Source organism: Flavobacterium sp. GNP001 (assembly GCF_054343775.1).
The window spans coordinates 668,759-688,904 of sequence record NZ_JBTGUX010000001.1; the positions used below are offsets into that span (position 1 = coordinate 668,759).

At 37.3% G+C, this 20,146-nt stretch carries 9 protein-coding genes; 1 reads left to right on the forward strand and 8 read right to left on the reverse strand.

The window, feature by feature from the left end; all coding sequences use genetic code 11:
• Window positions 1-63: 63 nt before the first annotated feature.
• The 4 genes from ACXX8U_RS02830 to ACXX8U_RS02845 form a co-directional block, all read right to left on the reverse strand.
• Window positions 64-807, reverse strand: coding sequence for a head GIN domain-containing protein (locus ACXX8U_RS02830; protein WP_458564517.1), 744 nt, complete (start codon window positions 805-807; stop codon window positions 64-66).
• 2 nt (window positions 808-809) lie between these two features.
• A complete protein-coding gene (locus ACXX8U_RS02835; protein ID WP_458564518.1) occupies window positions 810-2,573 on the reverse strand; it encodes a PspC domain-containing protein in 1,764 nt (587 codons plus the stop codon).
• 2 nt (window positions 2,574-2,575) lie between these two features.
• Window positions 2,576-2,908, reverse strand: coding sequence for a PadR family transcriptional regulator (locus tag ACXX8U_RS02840; protein WP_458564519.1), 333 nt, complete (start codon window positions 2,906-2,908; stop codon window positions 2,576-2,578).
• Window positions 2,909-3,126: 218 nt separating this feature from the next.
• Window positions 3,127-3,582, reverse strand: a complete 456-nt coding sequence (locus ACXX8U_RS02845; protein ID WP_458564520.1) for a DUF4870 domain-containing protein — start codon at window positions 3,580-3,582, stop codon at window positions 3,127-3,129.
• 285 nt (window positions 3,583-3,867) lie between these two features.
• Here ACXX8U_RS02845 and ACXX8U_RS02850 point away from each other — a divergent pair, with 285 nt between their 5' ends.
• Complete coding sequence (locus ACXX8U_RS02850) at window positions 3,868-4,320, forward strand: DUF4442 domain-containing protein (protein WP_210788758.1); 453 nt, start codon at window positions 3,868-3,870, stop codon at window positions 4,318-4,320.
• An 87-nt stretch (window positions 4,321-4,407) separates the two neighbouring features.
• Here ACXX8U_RS02850 and ACXX8U_RS02855 read toward each other — a convergent pair whose 3' ends face one another.
• The 4 genes from ACXX8U_RS02855 to ACXX8U_RS02870 form a co-directional block, all read right to left on the reverse strand.
• Window positions 4,408-10,071 carry a DUF8693 domain-containing protein gene (locus ACXX8U_RS02855; RefSeq protein WP_458564521.1) on the reverse strand — a complete coding sequence of 1,888 codons (5,664 nt, stop codon included), beginning with the start codon at window positions 10,069-10,071 and terminating at the stop codon, window positions 4,408-4,410.
• A gap of 306 nt (window positions 10,072-10,377) precedes the next feature.
• On the reverse strand, window positions 10,378-15,495 hold the full coding sequence (locus ACXX8U_RS02860; RefSeq protein ID WP_458564522.1) for a DUF8202 domain-containing protein: 5,118 nt from the start codon (window positions 15,493-15,495) through the stop codon (window positions 10,378-10,380).
• Window positions 15,496-15,777: 282 nt separating this feature from the next.
• Window positions 15,778-19,572 carry a M14 family zinc carboxypeptidase gene (locus ACXX8U_RS02865; protein ID WP_458564523.1) on the reverse strand — a complete coding sequence of 1,265 codons (3,795 nt, stop codon included), beginning with the start codon at window positions 19,570-19,572 and terminating at the stop codon, window positions 15,778-15,780.
• A 299-nt stretch (window positions 19,573-19,871) separates the two neighbouring features.
• Window positions 19,872-20,096, reverse strand: coding sequence for an Fjoh_0651 family PID-CTERM protein (locus ACXX8U_RS02870; RefSeq protein ID WP_458564524.1), 225 nt, complete (start codon window positions 20,094-20,096; stop codon window positions 19,872-19,874).
• Between the last annotated feature and the right edge of the window lie 50 nt (window positions 20,097-20,146).

The following is a 20,146-nucleotide window of genomic DNA, read 5'->3' on the forward strand; positions in this document are numbered from 1 at the left end:
ATTTAACAAATATAAAAAAATCATCCACTTGTGATGGATGATTTAATTTCTTTTTGTGATTTGTTATTCCTGACGGTTAATGCTTCCGCCTGAGCTTGTATTTTTTTGAACGCGTTTGGGTGTGTTGTAATACGTTATCGAACCGCCACTTGAGGCTTCTGCTACTAAGGATACTATTGGATGTACGCTGGTACTTGCCCCGCTCGACACATCTGCTATTACCTCATTAGCGAGTAATTCATTGGCCTTAATTTCGCTTCCACTAGAGGCGCTAGTTTTTACTTTTAATGCTTTGCCTTGCACGTTTATGTCACTTCCGCTACTACTATCACAGGATAACATATCCGATTCAATTTCGATGTTAATGCTACCGCCACTTGAGGTATTCAATCGAACATTTTCGCCTATTATTAAATTAACACTTTCTATAGATGCTGTACTTGTAGCTTCTAATTCGTCAATAGTTGGCATTTTAACAGTAACCTTTAACTCGCTAGCATCACTAATTGAAATTTCATCTAATGTTATGACTAAGGTTCCGTTTTCAACAGTTGTAGTCAAGTGCTTTTGCAAATTGTCATCCGTTTCAACCACAACTTCTGTTTTATCCCCTTGTTCTAATATAACTTCAATGGAATTGTTTACCTCAATACTAGTAAAACTACCGCTGATGTTGCGTTTTTGTGTAGTAATATTTCCGCTGCCTTCAATCGAGTTGAAGTTGATGTTGTGATTGCAGGAGCCTAGTAACAATGCGGTTAATACTACTGCAATAAATTTGGTTATTATGGTGATTAGTTTTAACATGATTAGTTTCTTTTTTCGATTATACCATCTTTATTTATTGTCAATCCTTTTCCAGTTGTTTTTTGATTTCCTTTTTCAGTAACATTAATAACTTCGCCATTTACTCGAACGGTGGTAGTGGTGATGCTATCGTTTTCAGTAACATTACTAGAAACATCAATTGAAAGATCTTCATCAACTACATCATTATATTCGTTTTCATCAGCTGGGCAATTCAAACATTTGGCTTGATTTTCTCCAATTTTGTAGATATAATTGTCTGAGCTGTAGTGCAGGTTGAAAAATTCATCATCAGAGCGATCGTAGTTTTGCATGCTTTCATCTGGCTTGATCAGTGTGCCTTGAGGAACGAATAATGTGATCTCTACTTCCTGATCGCGGTATTTATTTTTCAATTCTGTCAATAAGTAGTTGTTAAACACCAAGCGATTACCATTAATAGTATAGTTGTACTTAATTGCCTCAGCTCTGTTTTTTGCTTCTGATAACGATTTACCTCTGGCTTCTTTTTCAATTTGTACGTAAGCCACTTTCTCGTTTGTTTTTTCAATTCGAATGCTCACCTCTGTTGAGTAAATGATATCTGTACCTGTAGAGTCTTGCGTTACAATAAAATCATTGCGATCGTCTACATTTTTAGCAAAGTAATCATTGTGTTTGAATTGAATGAAAAGCGTATCGTTTGGTTGTAAAGCTAAATTTTCTTTTTTAACCACACGTCCGTCAACTGCAAAGGCACTTGCTTGTTTAATACCTATCGAAATGGCCAATGAAACTGCAATAATCCATAAGGCTAGTAAGGTGTATTTGGCGATAGATCCAATCGATTTCATGTTTGGAGCTAACAATTTGAAACCTAATAACGATAAGAAAAAGAACGGAATTCCTACTGCAAAAAACATCAATAATCCGAAAGACCAAACAGGATAATCTGTATAATTGCCCGCCTCTATAAAGTCTTGCCACGGAAAATCTATAAATGCTCCTGAACCAATGGTGAATATTCCAATAAGTAAAAAGATCAAGGTTGAAACTCCAGTCATGATTAAAATAATACCTAAAAACTTAGCAAATATTTTAAAAATAGTCATTACAAATTCGCTAAAAGAGTTCCCTAATTTTCCAGCACCATTTTTAATTTGATTGCCATATTTGTCGTAATCTACATTTTTAAATTTACCAGAAACGTTCTCAAACTCTTCTCTTACTTTTTTTTCAATGTTTGATATATTAACTGGTTCACCTGTCATTTCAAGTTTTTCAGAAGTGGTAACAGCTTCTGGTGTCACAATCCAAAGAATAAGGTAAGCCAAAATTCCCGTTCCAAAACCAGCAAAAACCAATAGGATAAGTACAATTCTAATCCAAACCGCATCAATTCCAAAATAATGACCAAGTCCAGCAGCTACACCACCAATCATACCTTTGTCTCTATCACGATACAATTTTTTACTTTTACGATAGTCTCCAGCGCTAAAAGCAGCTCCAGTATTTGTTTCGTCCTCAATAACATAGTCTTCCGGCTGACCCATTACAGCAATCACGGCATCTACATCTTTTAAACCAACCACGTGTTTGTCACTCACTTGTTTTTCATTCAACAACTCAGAAATACGCATTTCAATGTCTTTAATAATTTCATCATGTCCTGACGAATTAGATAAAGAGCGCTTAATTGCATCAAAATATCGAGTTAATTTTTGGTATGCATCTTCATCAATATGAAAAAACATTCCGCCTAAGTTAATATTTACTGTTTTGTTCATGACTATTGTTTTTGGTTGGTTATTAAGGTTACGGCATCTGAAAGTTCAGTCCAAGTGCCACTTAGTTCTTTTAAAAATGTGTGTCCTATTTCGGTTAAACCGTAATATTTTCGGGGTGGTCCTGAGGTTGATTCCTCCCAACGATAGTTCAGTAAACCATCGTTTTTCAAGCGGGTCAATAGCGGATAAATGGTTCCTTCTACTACCAGTAATTTTGCGTTTTTCAAAGTGTCTAATATTTCCGACGTGTAGGCATCTTTCTCTTTTAAAACAGATAGGATGCAAAACTCGAGAACACCTTTACGCATCTGTGCTTTTGTGTTTTCAATGTTCATAAGTACTTTTTTTTGATTTTTTGTTGATTAAACGATTCATTTTTTGATTGATGATTGATGATTTATTTTTGATGTTTTTTATTAGGAGCTGTTTCCCGCTTTTCATTACAATCTTTTTTAAGTAGCTCGCTGCTTCGCGCTTCGTACTTTAAAAAAGGATTTCCATTGCAATCGGGGCTAGGGGCCAATCCTTATTTTCTAGAATCCCATTCTAAAACTTATTTTATAAACGGAATAGTAATTGGGTATTTATATTGTTCTCCAGCAGACGCTTTTATAGAGGCGTAGATAATTAAGAAAAACTCAGAAATTTTTAAAACTGCCAGTAAAGCAATACAGACAAATCCTGTTGTTAAGGCTACAATGTGATTTTCAAAATTGAAATTCTCAATTGTAAAATGATGATCATGTACCAAAGTGTTCAATGGCATGTCTTGAAACACCGAAATGATAAAAGCAGGTACCGCGATTACAAGCAATAGCAAGGAGTACAATAATAAACTCAATTGAAAATTAAGTACTTGTTTTCCGTGGTGATCTACAAAAGTCGATTCCTCTTTTTTAGTGCTCCACAAAACGATCGGGAAAATATAATTTCCAAATGGAATAAAGTACTGTGTTAAACTACTTAAGTGAGTAAATGTGGCAATGTTTTTTTCTGATGATGTTTCCATGTTTTGATTTTTTTGATGATGATTGAAACTCGGCTTTCGTTTTTAAATTAGGTTACCTAGTAATTTCTTATGCAAATATATGTTCAAAAGACAGTATCTTGTTTCGCATAGTACCTAAAATTAACATAAAATTAACAAAATAAAATAGTAGGCACGCATAGTAAATTGTTGTATATTAGCCAAAAAACCAAGTAATACGCATCTTGCAGCGAATGAGAGTTCACTTTTTAAGGAACGTTAAATGACTGCAATATTTTCGATACAAATTTTTAAAAAATAGTTACTATGACTCTAACTGCCTCAAAACTGAATAAATTTTTGTTTTTTAAATTGCCTTCGGCTTTTATATGCGGAGTGCGAGTACAAAGTATAAACGAATCCGCTTGTGTGGTATCTGTAAAACACCGTTGGATCAATCAAAATCCTTTTAATTCGATGTATTTTGCTGTTCAGGCCATGGCTGCCGAGCTTGCCACGGGTGCTTTGGTCATGTTTCAAATTCAAAAAAGCGGACGCAAAATTTCCATGTTGGTAGCCAACAATAAGGGGAATTTTACCAAAAAAGCAACTGGTCGCATTACTTTTACTTGCCAAGATGGTCATTTAATTGCCAAAGCTATTTCAGAAACAATTGCAACAGGCGAGGGGCAAACCTTCTGGATGAAATCAATAGGCATTGACGAAAAAGGTGTTCAAGTATCCGAAATGGATTTTGAATGGAGTGTACGTGTAAAATAAAATAAACCACTGCGCTTTATATTAAATCTTCAAAATATAGATTTAATACGAAGCGAAGTGGTTTCAATTGGTCTTTATTTTTTCCTTTTACGGGATAATAATTTTTTTGTTAAGTTGCCCTTTAGTGGTTATTACTGTCACAACATAAACGCCAGGCGTTACCGATTTTATTGGTAAAATTCCCTGCTGTACTCCCTTGTCTTTAGCATCCCATTCTGCTATTAATTGCCCCAAGATGGAATACATTTTTACATTTTCTACACCATTATCTATTGTGGTATTCGTAATTTCAAGCTGACTTTTGCTTCGAGAATGGATCACTATAATTTGATTGTCTTGAATTTCAGGGTCGTTAGTCCCTAAAGTTTTATCAGCGAATGTCAATGCAAAACGGTTTTCGATTTTTCCTTGAGGTAAATTAACCGTATAACTTCCATTTTGTATATTGTGATAGGTATTGTTGCTCATGTCATGAATAAATATCATTTGCTGATTGTCAAAATTTTCCTTTCCGTCAAGTAGAAAGGTTACCGGACCTTCACGATCTGTTTTTATACCCAAAGGATAACTAGCAGCGGTATCAAAACGTCCTACTCCTTGAATTACTAAAGGATTTGTTCCTTGTAAAAAATACATGTCTGCAGGGAAGTTATCCAATATCATACCATCATAACCGTAATCAAATCCATCTGTTGCCTTGTCTTCCATGAAAGCCAATAGCAATTGTCTATGGTAGCCACTAGCTGTATTGAGACCCAAGCGTACTCTTTTAAAAGTGTCTATGGGTACAGTATCATTGTCATTTTTTGGTGTTGCAGTAGCGTTCTTTGAGTTGCTTTTAGTCTTAAACAATGTAGTTGACACTGCAGCAGTTTCTTTTTGAAAAGCGCGTTGCCCATTATTAAAATTGACAGTTCCGCCGCCGCCATTTTTGCCATAAACAAAAAATCCTTGACCTACTGGAATAAACTGCTTCGGTATTTTATTGCTCAACCCAACGCCAGCAATTAAAGTGGGAACTACTGGTGGTAAACCTCCGGATAAATTGAGCACAGCATAGCCACCCAAGTAATCTTTAAGGTAATGAGAGTTGTTATTTGACGCATGTTCCCATAAGTATAAAGTACCGTTGATTCCTGTGTTTTCAAAATTGTCTATTGTAGTTATATTATCTGTTATAAATTGATAAGCATTTAAGGCAGAAGGGTAAGGGTTGCCGGTGAGCAAAAGTTGATTGGCACTTACAGTATTGGTTATGATAGTTCCGTTGTTGGGTTTACCCACAAAAGTATAATTTTGTAAAGCGGTGCCTGCTCCAGAACCTTTCAGGGTAAAACCTTGTCCCACGCGTAGCGGACTGTTTTCAGTAATTTTAATCCAATTGGCATAGGCGCTGGCATTGTTTTCATATTTGTAAAGCCAGTAGCGGGTTACACTTAGTGGGGCAGTAGGCGAACTATTTAATCCGTCGATCCAATTAATGTTAACCGGGTTTGCGGGGTTGGTGCCATCTTTAAAAACATTATTCACAGTGTAATCCATATTGTTAGTGGTGGCATTGATCGGGCTTACTGGTGAACTCCAATAATTGTAGTTGTACAAATTGGTTTGGCCTTGTTGGTCACGCTCAATAAATCCAGAACTAGTGGGAGCAAGGTCGCTTTCGGCTGTTTGTACTAATTGCGACATTCCTACTAAATCAATTTTGCCGTTTAGTACCAGGTACCAATCGTTTTGCAATTTTGAGTCGTTGGTTACAGTTACAACTTTACCGGCATCAACAATCATCCCGAGGTCAATTGTATTGGCTGATTCTGTTACATCGTGTCTTACATGCACAATAGACCAGTCTTGGTCCATAATATCTTGACCACGGATTTCTTTGGTTGGACTGTTGGCCGCGATAGAAAAATCGCCATTACGCTCTGTAAGAAAAGGCATTGGAGCTTCTTGCACATTCATGTTTTTAAAGTTGAATAATTTAGCGCCTATCAAATCGACACCAACTGTGGTTAAGTCATCAACAACATCGTCTTTGTAGGTATCCATTCTGAAATAATGAAGCATGTCAGTGATCGATAACAACTCTGATCCACTTGCAATATTTTTCGGAATCACAGTTCCTTGAATTTGTGATCCAACAGACTGAATTTCTTGATAAACCATTCTTTGCAATTGCACATCTGTTAGCGCCTTGCCAAAAACGCGTATTTCATCTATTTTACCTCTGAAGAACTGCGTGTTTAACAAAGGATTTTTACCCACCGTAAAAATGGATAAATCAGGAGCAATACTTCCACTGATGGCTAGTACACCAACTACATTTCCGTTTAGAAACAGTTTTAACGAATTGCCATTAAAAACAGCTCCTACATGATACCATTGTGCGGTATTCAAGCTAACGCTTGTTTGAATGCTTTGACCGTTTAGTGTCACGACAAGTTTACGACTCGCATCAATTTTGAGATGAAATTTATCTTGACCTAAAAGTATTCCTTCAGCTGAAAACGAAGGGTTGATGTCAATCCAACACATGAGCGTCGCACCACCCAATCCGCCAAGAAGCGAGCTACTTTGAATAAAATCATTTCGACCATCAAAGTTTAAAAATAGTTTGGTGTTGATGTCCCTTGGAGAACCAAAAACAGCGGTATTAGTATCAAATGCATCTAAAATACCATCCTTGTCAATATCTGCACCACCATCAATAATTCCGTCATTATTAGCATCTAATATTTTATTTGGATACAAAATTGCTGTGTGCGAAATATCGAAAGTAATTCCATTTGATTTTACATCCAAATAATTGGGTATACTGTTTCCATCTGAATCTAGTAAAAAGTCTAAAAATGGTGCCAGTAGACTGCCTTGACCTAAATTTCCATATTGGTTAATTCCGGTTCCATAATCATAAATATCTAAAATTCCGTCACCAAATCCTTCGGTTGTTCCATCGCCGTTCATGTCTTTGTTACGAAATGTTTCTGTCTCTAGACCGTCACCCACACCATCTCCGTTGATATCTCCGTCTCCATTTTCAAAACCTAAAACCGCATTGACATTGCCAGCACCTGATTCATCTACATCAAATATGCTATCGTTGTCGCTGTCTAAATCCAAATAATTTGGTACGCCATCACCATCACTGTCTAAGGTTGGCAATGCTGCTATAGGCTCAGCCAAGTCATGTAAGCCATTGGCGTTGATATCAATCCAAGCGGCATCAATTTTACCTTTACCGTTGCTTAAGCTACCCAATCCTATTTCAATTACATCTTCTAGTCCGTCGTTGTCGGAGTCCAAATCAAACAAATCTGCAACGCTATCGCCATCACGATCGCATAAAGTTTGCGATATTAGGATGTCATCCAAAGCCAAGTCATTACCTCCGCCGCCTCGTGCATTATTTTTGAACCGAATGGTAAAAGCATTGACATTGCCGAGATTGACACTAGTAGAAAACTGCATCCATTGACCTTGTGTACAAGTATTGTCAAGTACATTACTGGAACAACGACCGATATCTCCTGTATTAAACGTATTCAATAAATTGTTAGATAGGTCATAAAATTCAACCGTAATATTGGGTAAAATAGAACCAGGATAGGTATTAGCTGCCATGATATTGAGCGCCCAAAAACTATAAGTTATGGGTAAGTTGGATAATATACCGGTTATGGTAGTTTCATAAAAAGTGCCAGGTGTAAAACTCGCATTAAACACGGCCATTCTTCCGTTTGTATCTCCCGGAGTATGATCTTCGCCATTGTACCAAGCTAAATCGCCATGAATGTTTTCAGGGTCGCTAGCAACTGTACCAGTTATTTTTGAAACAACAGTATACTCACCATCATCTAAAATTTTTGAAGATTGAAACGGGCAAGCAGTTGTATTAGTTCCTACAATACCATCCTCATAACAATAAGTAGTGGTTGCATTGTATGTGGCTGTAAAGTTAGAGGTGCGCCCCCCAGTTCCAAATGTTTCGTTTAAAAATTTGTAGTCAACCTTGCTACCATTTGAACTGTTGCAATTATTTTCTTCGGTAATATCGGTAATGCCATCGTTATCATCATCAATATCAAAATTGTCAAAAACACCATCGCCATCACTATCAAAAAAACTCTGAATACCTGTTCCCTGTATCGCAAAATCGAAAGGGTTTTCGTTGCTATCATTGTTGGCGATAGATAAAGTGGCATTTTTAATTCCAAGAGTACTTGGATTAAAACTTATAGAGAATGTGCTTGATGCACCAATAGCAATTATTAAACTAGGAGACGTATTTACACTAAAATCAGCAGCATTGGGTCCGCTAAAACTAATGGCTCCTAAAAGTAGTGGTGCGTTTCCCGTATTTGAAATTGTAAACGTTTTTGTGATAATTCCTGTGCTGATTTCCATAGATCCAAAGCTGGTCCAATCGGCTGTTGTAGGGGTGAGGTCACCATCACTTATTGCTACGGAATTACCTGTTATTGCAATTTCGGGTTCAGCTACTGTAGCAGTCACGGCCACGCGAGTGGGTGAGGTACAAGATAAGGTGCTTGTTTCAACGTAATAGGTGGTTGTGGTATTGATAAGAGGTGTAATAAAAGTTGGGCCCACACCTAGGGCTGAACCGCCGTTTGGCGCACCAAACCACGAGATAGTGCCTGCGGATGCAGTTGCTGAAAGCGTTACTAAGCCGGGTCCTATTGTGCTGCCAGCAGTTGTGCCGGTAATAGTTGGTACCGCATTTACAGTAATGATTGCAACATTGTTTAATGATAGAGTTGCACTGCAAATAGTTGGTGACACCCCGCTAGAAAGGTTTGTAATGGTTAAAGTGGTAGCTCCCGCATTGTTCAGTGCCGTAGTAGAAAAAGTTCCGCTACCTAGTAGGTTAACTGCCATAGTGGCTGTAAGTCCTGTAGCGGTGTTGGCTCCTGATAAATTATAAGTCACTGTGTAATTACCTGAAGGTAAGTTTAATGCGAGACCGAGTACGTTAATTGTGCTGCTTGCTCCTGCACAAATTGGAGCTCCTGCTGTGGTAGAAAGTAATAAATAGGAAGGGCAAAGCCATGTTAAAGTTACTTTTCCTGAAGCGCCAAAAGCGCCGTTATCATTGCCTTTTCCTCCGCCACCTCCGCCTCCGGGATTGACTCCCGCAGTAGCGTTTCCGGTTGTGGCACCGTTGCCACCATTGCCACCTCCACTTGGGGCGATTGCTCCAGATTGTAAAAGCGCGGTTGTGCCCGCAAGTAAGGTTCCTGCTGATGAACCTCCACCGCCACCGTTAGTGCCTCCGTTGGCTCCATTTCCGCCCGAAAGAGTAAAGTCACCAATACTGGAAGCACTGCTGCCTCCGGTTGCTCCGGTCGTTCCATTATTAGGAACTGTATTTCCTCCTTTGGCTAAAAGTGTGCTGTTGTCAATCACCCACGAATCTCCTCCCGGTGACGTTGCAATGCTGCTTCCAGCTCCAACCGATAAATTGTAAACAGTACCATTTGAAACGGCTATGGCTTTGCGGGCATAAGCTCCTCCGCCACCGCCTCCGTAAGTGCTGTTGCCTGAGGATTTACTACCGCCTTTACCGCCGCCGCCCCAGGCTTCTGCCTGTATAGTGGTGACTCCTGATGGGACAGAAAAAGTATGAAGTCCTGCTGTAGTATAGGAATACGTTTGTGCTAAAGCAGTATATTGTAAGGTTATAAAAAGACAAATAGTACTTATAAACGTGAATAGAGGTAGAGTTTTATTCATAATTTAATACGGTTTAATTATTAATTTATGGTATTTGGTTTCTTTCTCTTGTTCTAGTGTTTTTTTAGAGAAGTGTTATACTAGATAAAAATACTTGATTTTTTAAAAAAAACGTTGAAAAGTATAAAATAATCGATGAATGACACTTTAATTTATTTTAAGTAAGATTAATAGTATTGTTAGGAAATATCCTTGTTTCTTTTTTATTGTTCTTAATGGCTTGATTTTGAATATTATAGTAAAATTATAAAAAAAAGAGACTTCTCTTGTGGAGAAGTCTCTTTTTTTAAGTTCGAGAAATTAAAGTTATTTGACAATAATTTTTTGTGTCATGATGCCTTTTGAAGTTTTAATTTTTACAATGTAAAACTCAGAGCTATTTTCTGTAATTGGCAACTTATGATAAAATTGCGTTTTATCTTTGATATCCCAAGTTTTGATACATGCTCCTTGAATATTGTATAATTGTACTGTTTCAATCGTGGCATCTTTTACACCGTTTGTTATGTTTAAGGTGTTGTTGTACCTCGTGAATATTGCTTCAATTTTATTATTGGTAGCATTAGGATCCTCAATAACAGTTGCTGCTTTTTTATCTGTAAAGTGCAAAGCAAAACGAGTTTTGTGTTCCCCTTTGGCAACTAGTACTTCAAACGGTCCTTTTTTGATACTGTTGTAGGTATCGGTTTGAGCATCGTAGATAAAGTAATTTTGATCAGCATCAAAGTTTTCTAAGTTATCAATTACAAACGATACTTTACCTTCTTCTTCCATTTTTACGGCAATAGGATAGGAGGCTTCTTTATTAAAGTAGCCTTCACCTTGAATGCTCAACATTTGATCTTTGTTCAATAAATACATATCACTTGGTGATCCATCAATATTGGGTGCATCATAACCAGGATTAATTTCGCTATCGGCTTTTTCATCCATAAATCCTAAAAGCACTTGACGATGGAAATTATTACTTAATAAATTAAAGCCGATGTAAATCTTTTTATTATTACCAACTGGTACAACCGCATTGCTATTGTCCGTCCAATGATCTTTGACTTTTTCTTTTGAAGTTGATCTATACATAGTTTGAGAAAGTGGGTTTGAAGAGCCATCAACCGCATCTTCCTTAACAAATTCTCTCTGACTGTTGTTAAATTTTAAGTTGGTACTTGCACCACTAGCGTTACCAATTACAAAGAAACCTTGTCCTACTGGTATAAATCGTCTAGGTGCTGCTTTATTTGTTAGTCCTTGACCAGATATCAGATCTACTGTTATACTTCCAGGAGGGCTGCTACCACCTGTTTTATTGAAAACTCCGTAACCCCCCTTATATCGTGGCAGAATGTGACTGTCATTGGTTTCATAATGTTCCCAGAAATACAAGCTTCCTGTTATTACGTCATTGCTTCCGCCCATATTATCATCAATAAATTTAACTGCATCCAAGGCTGATGGGTACGGATTTCCTACTAATAACAACTGATTTTTATTTACTGTATTAATAATCTCTCCGTTGTTTGGTTTACCAATAAAAACTAGGTTTTGTGTGCCAGTTACTGCACCACTTCCTTTTAGTGTAAACCCTTGTCCAGCACGAAGGTTGCCTTTTTCACCAATTTTGCTCCAGTTTGCGTAAGCATTTGCTTGGTTATCAAATTTATTAATCCAATATCTTGATAAGGTTTTAGGAGTTGTACTCGGATTTGCGTTTAATGCATCAGTCCACTTTAGTATACCGGGTGCGGAAGCAGTAGTACCATCGCGAAGTACGCCCTCCACTGTATAAGCGTTATTATTACTTGTTGTATTCGAAATTCCAACAGGCGATCCCCAATAATTGTAATTGTACAAGTTAGCTTGTCCTTGTTGGTCTCTTTCTAAAGTACCACTACTATTAATATCCAAATCACTACCCGTTTTTTGTATCAACTGTGAACGACCTACCAAATCAATAGTTCCATCTAACTTTAAATAATGGGTAACCTCAATTTTTGAATTATTTGAAGCGCTCAATTTGTTACTATTAACGAATAACCCTAATACTGTTTTATTACCATTTGATGTTACAGCGTGGTTGGTACGTACAATATTCCAATCAATGGGAGTTGTTCCATTTATTATTGAATTGCTATTTGGTAAATCTTGCGTAGTTCCATTTTTCCACTTTATGGTCTCTTCCCATAGCGTACCAGGAGAATCGCTTTCATAAGGCAAAGGTGCTGTTTGAACATTGATAGATATTTTGTCAGGAATTACTAAACTTCCTCTATTTACATTTTTTGAATCATCGTCAAGGTGTGTTCCTATGTAAGAGTTCATTGAGTAGTATGCAAATAAATTATTCCATAATAAAGAATTAATATCATTTTTAGAAAGTGGTAATGGAATTACTGTTCCTATTGTGCCCGTACCGCTCTGCAGTATTTCTTGATTCATGATGAACTGAATTTCGGTTGGTGTAAGCACACGGTCCCACATTCTAAGTTCGTCTATATCTCCTTTGAACAAGTTAGTTATAGAAGTTTTACTCAGGTATTGAGCACCAATGCTAAAGATTCCTGAAGATGCTAATGGAGTACCACTCAATGTAACTGTCTTATCTAAAACACCATCAATGTACATTCTTAATGTATTACTTGCATAAGTAAATGCTATGTTGTGCCATTTAGCATCAGGAAGCGCTGTATTTGTACTAGCAGTTTGCATTGCAGATCCATTAAAAAAGTCAAAGCGAACTAAATTGTTAGTTTGTAAAACTATTTGATAGCCATTTCCTGCTGCAGATTTTTTAGATAAAATAGTTCTATCGGTACCTGAGTTATTAGTGCCATTTGGTCGTATCCATGTCATGACCGTAAATGATGCAGGTAAATTATTTGTATCATCTACTCGAACATAATCATCAACGCCGTCTAAGGTAATGTGTAACGGGTTTGTAGCTCTATGTGCAACACCAAAGGTGATGTATTTAGTTCCATCAAAATCATACAGACAGGTTTGATTGCCTCCTGTTGTTGACATAAATACGGTCTCTAAACCGGTTGTAAATGCTGCATTAGTAGCTACTACCATCACATAAGCATCGGTAGGTCCTAAAGCAGGTAAACTAGCAAAAGATGCAGTTGGAACAGCAATTCTAGTTGTAGGTACATCACCGTTTACTTCATTTATCTTCCATTTTCTGTTTACAACCTCTGTAATTGTTGTTATGGTCGTTGGTCCTAGAGAGATATTTAAATTAACTCCAGAATTTGCCATGTTACCATTGTTAGAGCCCCACATTAAAAAATTTCTATTGGTAGGGAAAGTGTTTGTATTGGCACTATTGGTTGCGAGTACATCTCCAAGGCCAATAGTTAAAACGGTACCTGCATTTTCACTTTTTGATTGTTTTTGGTTTAATGCACTACTATCATCTCTACCGATCCCTGCGATGTCATAATTAAAGCCATTATTGGCTATGGAATTCCAAATTACATTTCCATTTGAATCTAAGTAATCCGTATCACCTAAATTTGTTGCCGTTGTGCTATTAGTAGCGTGCAGTGTTACTCCATTTTTGATAGCTAAGTAAGATTCTATTTTCTTTTTATCCACAGCTGATTTTGGGCTAGAGTAGGAAATAATTTCGGATATTTTTCCGTCCAAATAAGAGGCCGAATTACCATTTAGTGAAAATCTACCCACACCAAGATTGTATTGAAGGTTGTTGAATTCCGAAAAATTTAAAGTACCGGTAACTGTTATCTGATCTGTTGCAACAGATTCTCCTGTGTAATTGTCGATACGAACGCCATTTTTATAAATTTCTGTAGCTGTACCTGCTACATTTGTTTTTACGTTATAAATAGTTGTTTCTTGAACGTAAGTATCTGTTGTCGATGCGTAGGCTCTACCATATGAGTTAGTTGAAGGAGTTCCAGGGACTGATCCGATACTGTGTGAGACAATTTCGTTTTTGTACCTGGCAGTAAAGGGACCTACTGCAAATGCTGTACCATCAAGATGAAAAGAGCTTACAGAGGTTCTACCAGATATCGGTGCCTGACTTAACACTGACGTGCTACTTACGGTATTATTTGTCTTAACAACTATAAAATAATCTTGAGAGTAAAAACCACCTTTACCTCGCATCGATGTAGCTCCTGCGTCAGTAAAATCGACTATTGGGTTGTAATTAATGTTTCGTGTACCGTCTCTAAAAATAGGTCTAGATGCCCCAATACCTACTGCATTATTGTCAATTGCTTGGTCGCTCCAGCTATTTAATGCAGTTCCATCGGCAGTGGTACTTGTGCCGGCGTTGGCTTTTAACCATAATTGTAAATTATCTGGGGAATTCCCTGGCGTTAAAGTTTTGTTTGCCAATGGCGTAATTGGGTCTCCTTTTACAAAGAAATTATCAATTGCAACACCAACATCATTTGTATTGTTATCTGAGTTAAAAACTACTCTAAATCTTAAATTAGCTGCATTGTCTAAAACATTGCTTGTGGTAGATCTTTCTATGAATTCATTAAACGGTGCGGGAGTTATAACGTTATTCATAGCATCTCTGTTACTGTTAGCATTAAATCCTAATGTGCTTCCTATCGATGCATTTAATGCATTAACGTTATTAGCATTGTACCATGTTGTTCCATCTGTATATGCTCCAAGAATAAACCAAGTTGTTCCACCATCTACGCTATATTGTATTTGCATACCATCGTCTGAATCATTACTAGTATCAAATCTTACATCTAATGAAACTCTAATGTTTGTGAATCCAGCGGAGCTAATTATGGGTGATGTTAATGTAGCTTGAGTATTGTTGTTATAATTATTTCCCAGTCTCCAATAATTACCTTCACCTCTAAAAGGAGTATTAGTATTTACCCAATTACTAGCAGTATTACTAACTGGGCTCCATCCTCCATCGTTTGCGTCAAAATTTTCATAGTATAGTGTGTAACTTTGAGTAGGAAAGCTAGTTCCGGTACCACTAATATTAAAGTTGTAAGGGTTTTTTCCAATAACGTTAGTGTTGAAAGATACCGTTGCATTTCTTGTCCCTAAAGCTGAGGGCTTGAAAGCTATTTCAAAAGTTGTTCTCCCGCCGGTATTAACGCTCCCTGCTGGCTGCCTTATAACTGTAAAGTCAGTAGCATTTGCACCGCCAATAGTTATAGTGCTAAGATTTAAAGGCTGTAGTGCAAATACCACGTTATTTTCAATCGTAAAAACTTTTGTAATTACTCCAGAACTTACGTTTGTTGAGCCAAAATTTGTTTGGTTAGCAACGTTCGGAGAATTGGTTCCGTTGTCATTAATTAAATTGCCACTTCCATAAACATCAATTTGCTGAGCAAACAAAACGGAACAATTTAAAATAAGAAACACATTGAAAATGTTTTTCAATTTTTTAAGTAAAACTTTATTCATAAGCTTAGTTTTTGACAATTTATATTTGTGGTATTTACGTAAAGTTTGCTTTTGTGGTTTTAAGACCTTTGTTGTGTGCTAAATTTAAAAGAAATTACATTGCAAAAGTAAAGTATTTATTTTTAATTGCAAGGTCTTTTTCTCGATAAAAAGCATTTTATACCGTTTAAATTCAGTATTTTAAGACTTGTATTACTCTTGTCAATAAATATTAAAATTTTTAAAATCCAAAAAAGCTACCGGTTTAGGGTAGCTTTTGGTTTTGTATGACAAGTCTTTGTTTTAGTTTTTAACAAATTTTTTACTGCTGACTTGGCCCTCGTATTCCATCTCTAAAATATAGGTTCCTTGGCTTAAGTTAGAAACGTCAATCTTAGGTTGGTCTAATTTGCCTTTGGCAATTACTTGCCCCAAAATAGAATAAATGACATATTGTGCTTTCTCAGGCGTAGCGCTCAAATAAATTACATCATTCACCGGGTTGGGATACAAAACAAGATAGCTTGCTGCTGTTGTCTCGGAGTTGATCAGTCGAGCGGTACTTGAACTGATATTTACGGTGTAATCTTCTACTTGACCGTACGTAAATACTTCGCATGATGTTGGTGTAGCGTTAAATTTCATAGACACTCGCATACGAGTGGCGCCTAATAGTGCGGTTGTTGGTATTTTGATTGTAGCACTAACTGGCGAGGTGGTGCTGGCAGCTCTCGTAAAAACTTGCTCACCCGCATCAATAAAATCTCCATCGCCGTTATAATCAATCCAGACTGAATAACCTTCGCTGTATCTAGTACTCGCCCATACTGGTGTAATGGTCAAAGTGTAAGATGAATTTCTGAGTATTGTAGTGCTTAAGTTGGTATAGTTTTCATAACCTGCGCTGCTCGTGCTTGGGTTGTTAATGGTATTGAAAACAACACGGCTAATGCGTTCGCGAGTGGTATTGTTTCCTTGTGAATTGCAATAAGTAACCGCTACCGCTGTTGTAGTTACAATTAAGTTGTTGCTGGTTGCAGACAGGTTTCCTGCGGCATCTTTGGCACGCACCGTAAAAGTATAGTTTGTAGCAGCCGCTAGTCCAGTTGCGGTGAAGGTTGTTCCTGTGACAGTAGCACGTAGCACTCCGTTTTGATACACTTCGTAGGCGGTGACTTGGTTGTTATCTGTTGCAGCAGTCCAAGACAAATTGGTGTTTGTACTTGTAGTGCCACTAGCCAACAAGTTTTGTGGTGCAGTAGGAGCAGTACTGTCAATAATTACATTTTGAGTAGTGGTGCTGCTATTGCCTTGTGCATCTGTAAAAGTCCAAGTAACTACTGTTGTGCCTTGGGTTGTGATAGGAAAACTAGTTGTAGTGGTTCCTGTTACTGTATTGCTACAATTGTCTGTTGTTGTTGGTGCTGTTGGTGTCACAGCTTGATTGCTTGTTATGCTAGCAATGGTTGGTGCTGCTGGAGCGGTGGTGTCTTTTATTGTTACAACTGCCACGCAAGTTGCTGTTTGACCTTGCCCATCGGTTACGGTTAAGGTTACATTTTGGTTGGTATTCACTTGAGCGCACGTAAAAGTATTTGGAGCTACGCTCATACTGGTTATGGCTACATCATCGGTTGAACCATTATTAATGTCAGCAGCTGTGACGGTTACGGTGCCATTACTGTTTAATGACAAGGTTGCATTTTTGCAATTAGCTACTGGCGGCGCTGAAGGTTCTACAATTTTAATAACTTTAAAGTCATCTATATAAAAACCGTCAAAAGTAGTGGTATAGCCATCGGTGTTGTTTGAGCCATCAGATCGCATGTAAAAACGGAAACGTGCAGCAGTAGCGCCAACCAAAAAACTATTATTGTTGGCATCAATTACTATTTCTTCCATTACCCATTTACCCATTTGATCCCCATCATAGACTACTCCGCCTGCTCCTGCTGTATTTTGAAAATTGTTGGTAGATGCTTTTGTAGCATGTCCGTTGGTCTCTGTGGTTGAAGTTGGTTTGGTGTAATTTCCGCAGAGCGGTGTCCAGTTGGTACCGTTGGTAGAACCTTGTATTTGTACCAAATCAAAATTTCTTTCAATGTCCCATTTGGCATAGTATTGTACTAAAACTCTAGTTGCGCCTGCTAAATTAGAGGTTGTAGCCGTTGTTAATGTTTTATTAATATTGTTGGCATAGGCTACTGTAGAGGCATCTGTGATTGATCTAGTGCCCGTAAAACCTGAGGATGCGTTGACCCATGTTCCTCCTGCTTGTGTCCAATTAGCCAATAAGTTTGTGTCAGGATTGTCATTAAAAACAACAGCAGGTTGGTAGTATTTTACAAAATTAGCATCGTATAGCACGTAATCTCCATTACTAAGTTTTACGTTGTATTCTATTTTGCTGTTTGCAGCGATGTTTGGTGATAGTTGTAATGCTGCGGTAACATTGCGTTGTTCCAAGATAGCCATGTTGCTTAGTGTAGCAGGCGATGTTATTGAAGTAATTTTTGATGAAATAGGAGTGATAGTTAGAGTATAATTGCCCGCTGTTTGTCCTAATCTTTCCACACCTAAAGTAATGTTGCTATTTAGTGCAGTAATGTTGCTTTGTGTTAGATCATGTAGTTTTGCATATTTTCCGGCATAATAAGCTGCAATTAAATTCATGCGTAGCGCTCTTTTTGCAATCGCAGTAATGTTTAGTGGGCTAGGCCAAAAACCACCTTCAGCAAGGCTACCATTTTCAGGAGATAAAGAAAGAGTGTTTTTGCCGGATCCAATTGATCCCGTGCCATCGTTCGCACCACCTGTCATCCAATCACTGGCATCTCCACTTGCAGCATATAAAATACCGGGTGCAGGTCCATACACGTAGCGGTTATACTGTGTCATATCGTGGCTCAGTTTAGCAAATTCACGCTCTCGACCAGTTAATACTGCAGACTTTCCATTTACAGGGTGTGGTACCAAGTTGCTGTAGGCATGGTGGTTCAAAGCAGTTTTAAAATTTTTGGTAAGTACAAAGTCACGCATCATTTGTGTTTCAGGTTCAGAGAAGGCAGCTGTGCCACGGTATGTATTGTCGCATGCCACTGCTGATGAACCAACAAGACCGTAGTAATAGCCATAGTTTCGGTTCAAGTCAACACCTCTAGTATTGTTAGTACTTGCAGTGGTTCCTGCATCACATATTGAAGGTCTTAAGTTTTTGCGTTGCATACCACCACCATTTGGCGCTATGGTTTGGTTCCAAGCTAGTCCGTCAGGATTTGCTACAGGAACAAAAAACAGTTCTGTATTGTCAACAATACTTTTTATAAAAGGATCAGTGTTGTAATTTTCAAGTAAATACCACATGTAGTAAATGGTATTCATCATACTACTAACCTCTCTAGAGTGAGTCATTCCTGTGTATAAAACTTGTGGTTCAGTCTCATTTGAAGAAGGGTTATCGGATATTTTTACATAATAAATAGGTCGTCCTTGATGTGTGAGTTGATTACTAGGTGATATGTTGGTTTTTACTGAAATTAAGTTGGGATACAACTGGCGCATTTTATCCAATTCAGCATTCACACCACTATTAGTCAAGCTGCCGCCAAATGTAGTTGGAATAGTAAAATTGGTTGGCGTAACAAAGTCAATTTCGCTGCAATCATTCTGTTGCCCAATATTGCCAATGATTACATTTTGAACGCTAAAGGATTTGTTGGTTTGACCTTGTCTTTTTTCACGCAATAAATTGAGCTGTGCTTGTGGCATGTCTTTTTGAGCGCGCTCCGCATAATGTTTGGTTAGATTGTTAATAACAACTTTATACTGTAGCCCTGCGTCCTTTAGTTTTTGTAGTTCATAAGCTGAAAGTTCCAATTGTAAATATGCTTTTGTATTTACAATACCACAGTCCAAATCAATACCTAAGTCTGCTACTTTTTGTTCTACATTGCTTTGTGTTTTAAGAATTTGAACTCTTTTGTATGCGTCTTGGTCTTGCGAATCGTGAGTAGTTATCGCTTTGGGTTTTGTTGTTTGTCCATACTCAGTTGTAATTGCGCCTAATAACAGTAAAAAAAGAAGAGTAGTTTTTTTCATAGTGATTTTGTTTGGTACGTAAATATCTAATAAAAAAATGTGAATCTCAAATTTTTTTACCGATAAAATGCATTTAAATTCGATAAAGTGCATTTTTCCACAAGGCCTTTTCTTTAAGTATTTGTTATACAGGTATTTTGTAATGTAGGCGCTTTTAAATCATTTTTAGAAAATTTAAATAGAGGTACAAAAAAAAGGATGTTATAATCAAATCGATTAAACATCCTTTCATAAAATTTTTATTCTCTAATTTCTAAAAATAATCTATCCTTATGATAGGAAAGAAGTCAAGAATACAACTATTGAAGCGCTTTTTTAGTTTTTGTAATATGATAAAAAGCAAAGAGTATTCCTGCCACTGCTAGCGCTAGTAGTAAATTGTCGATTGGTACACTTGAAGGCGGATCAGTTCCTTCTAAGTTTCCGGTGTCATTCTCATCTCCCGGAATTTGAGCTAGTACAGAACAGCAACTTAGTAATACAAAGTAAAATGTGTATATTAATTTGAATGTATATTTTTTCATTTTTTTATCTTTTAAACAAGCTGTTCCTATTAAACAGCTTGTAGTTGCTA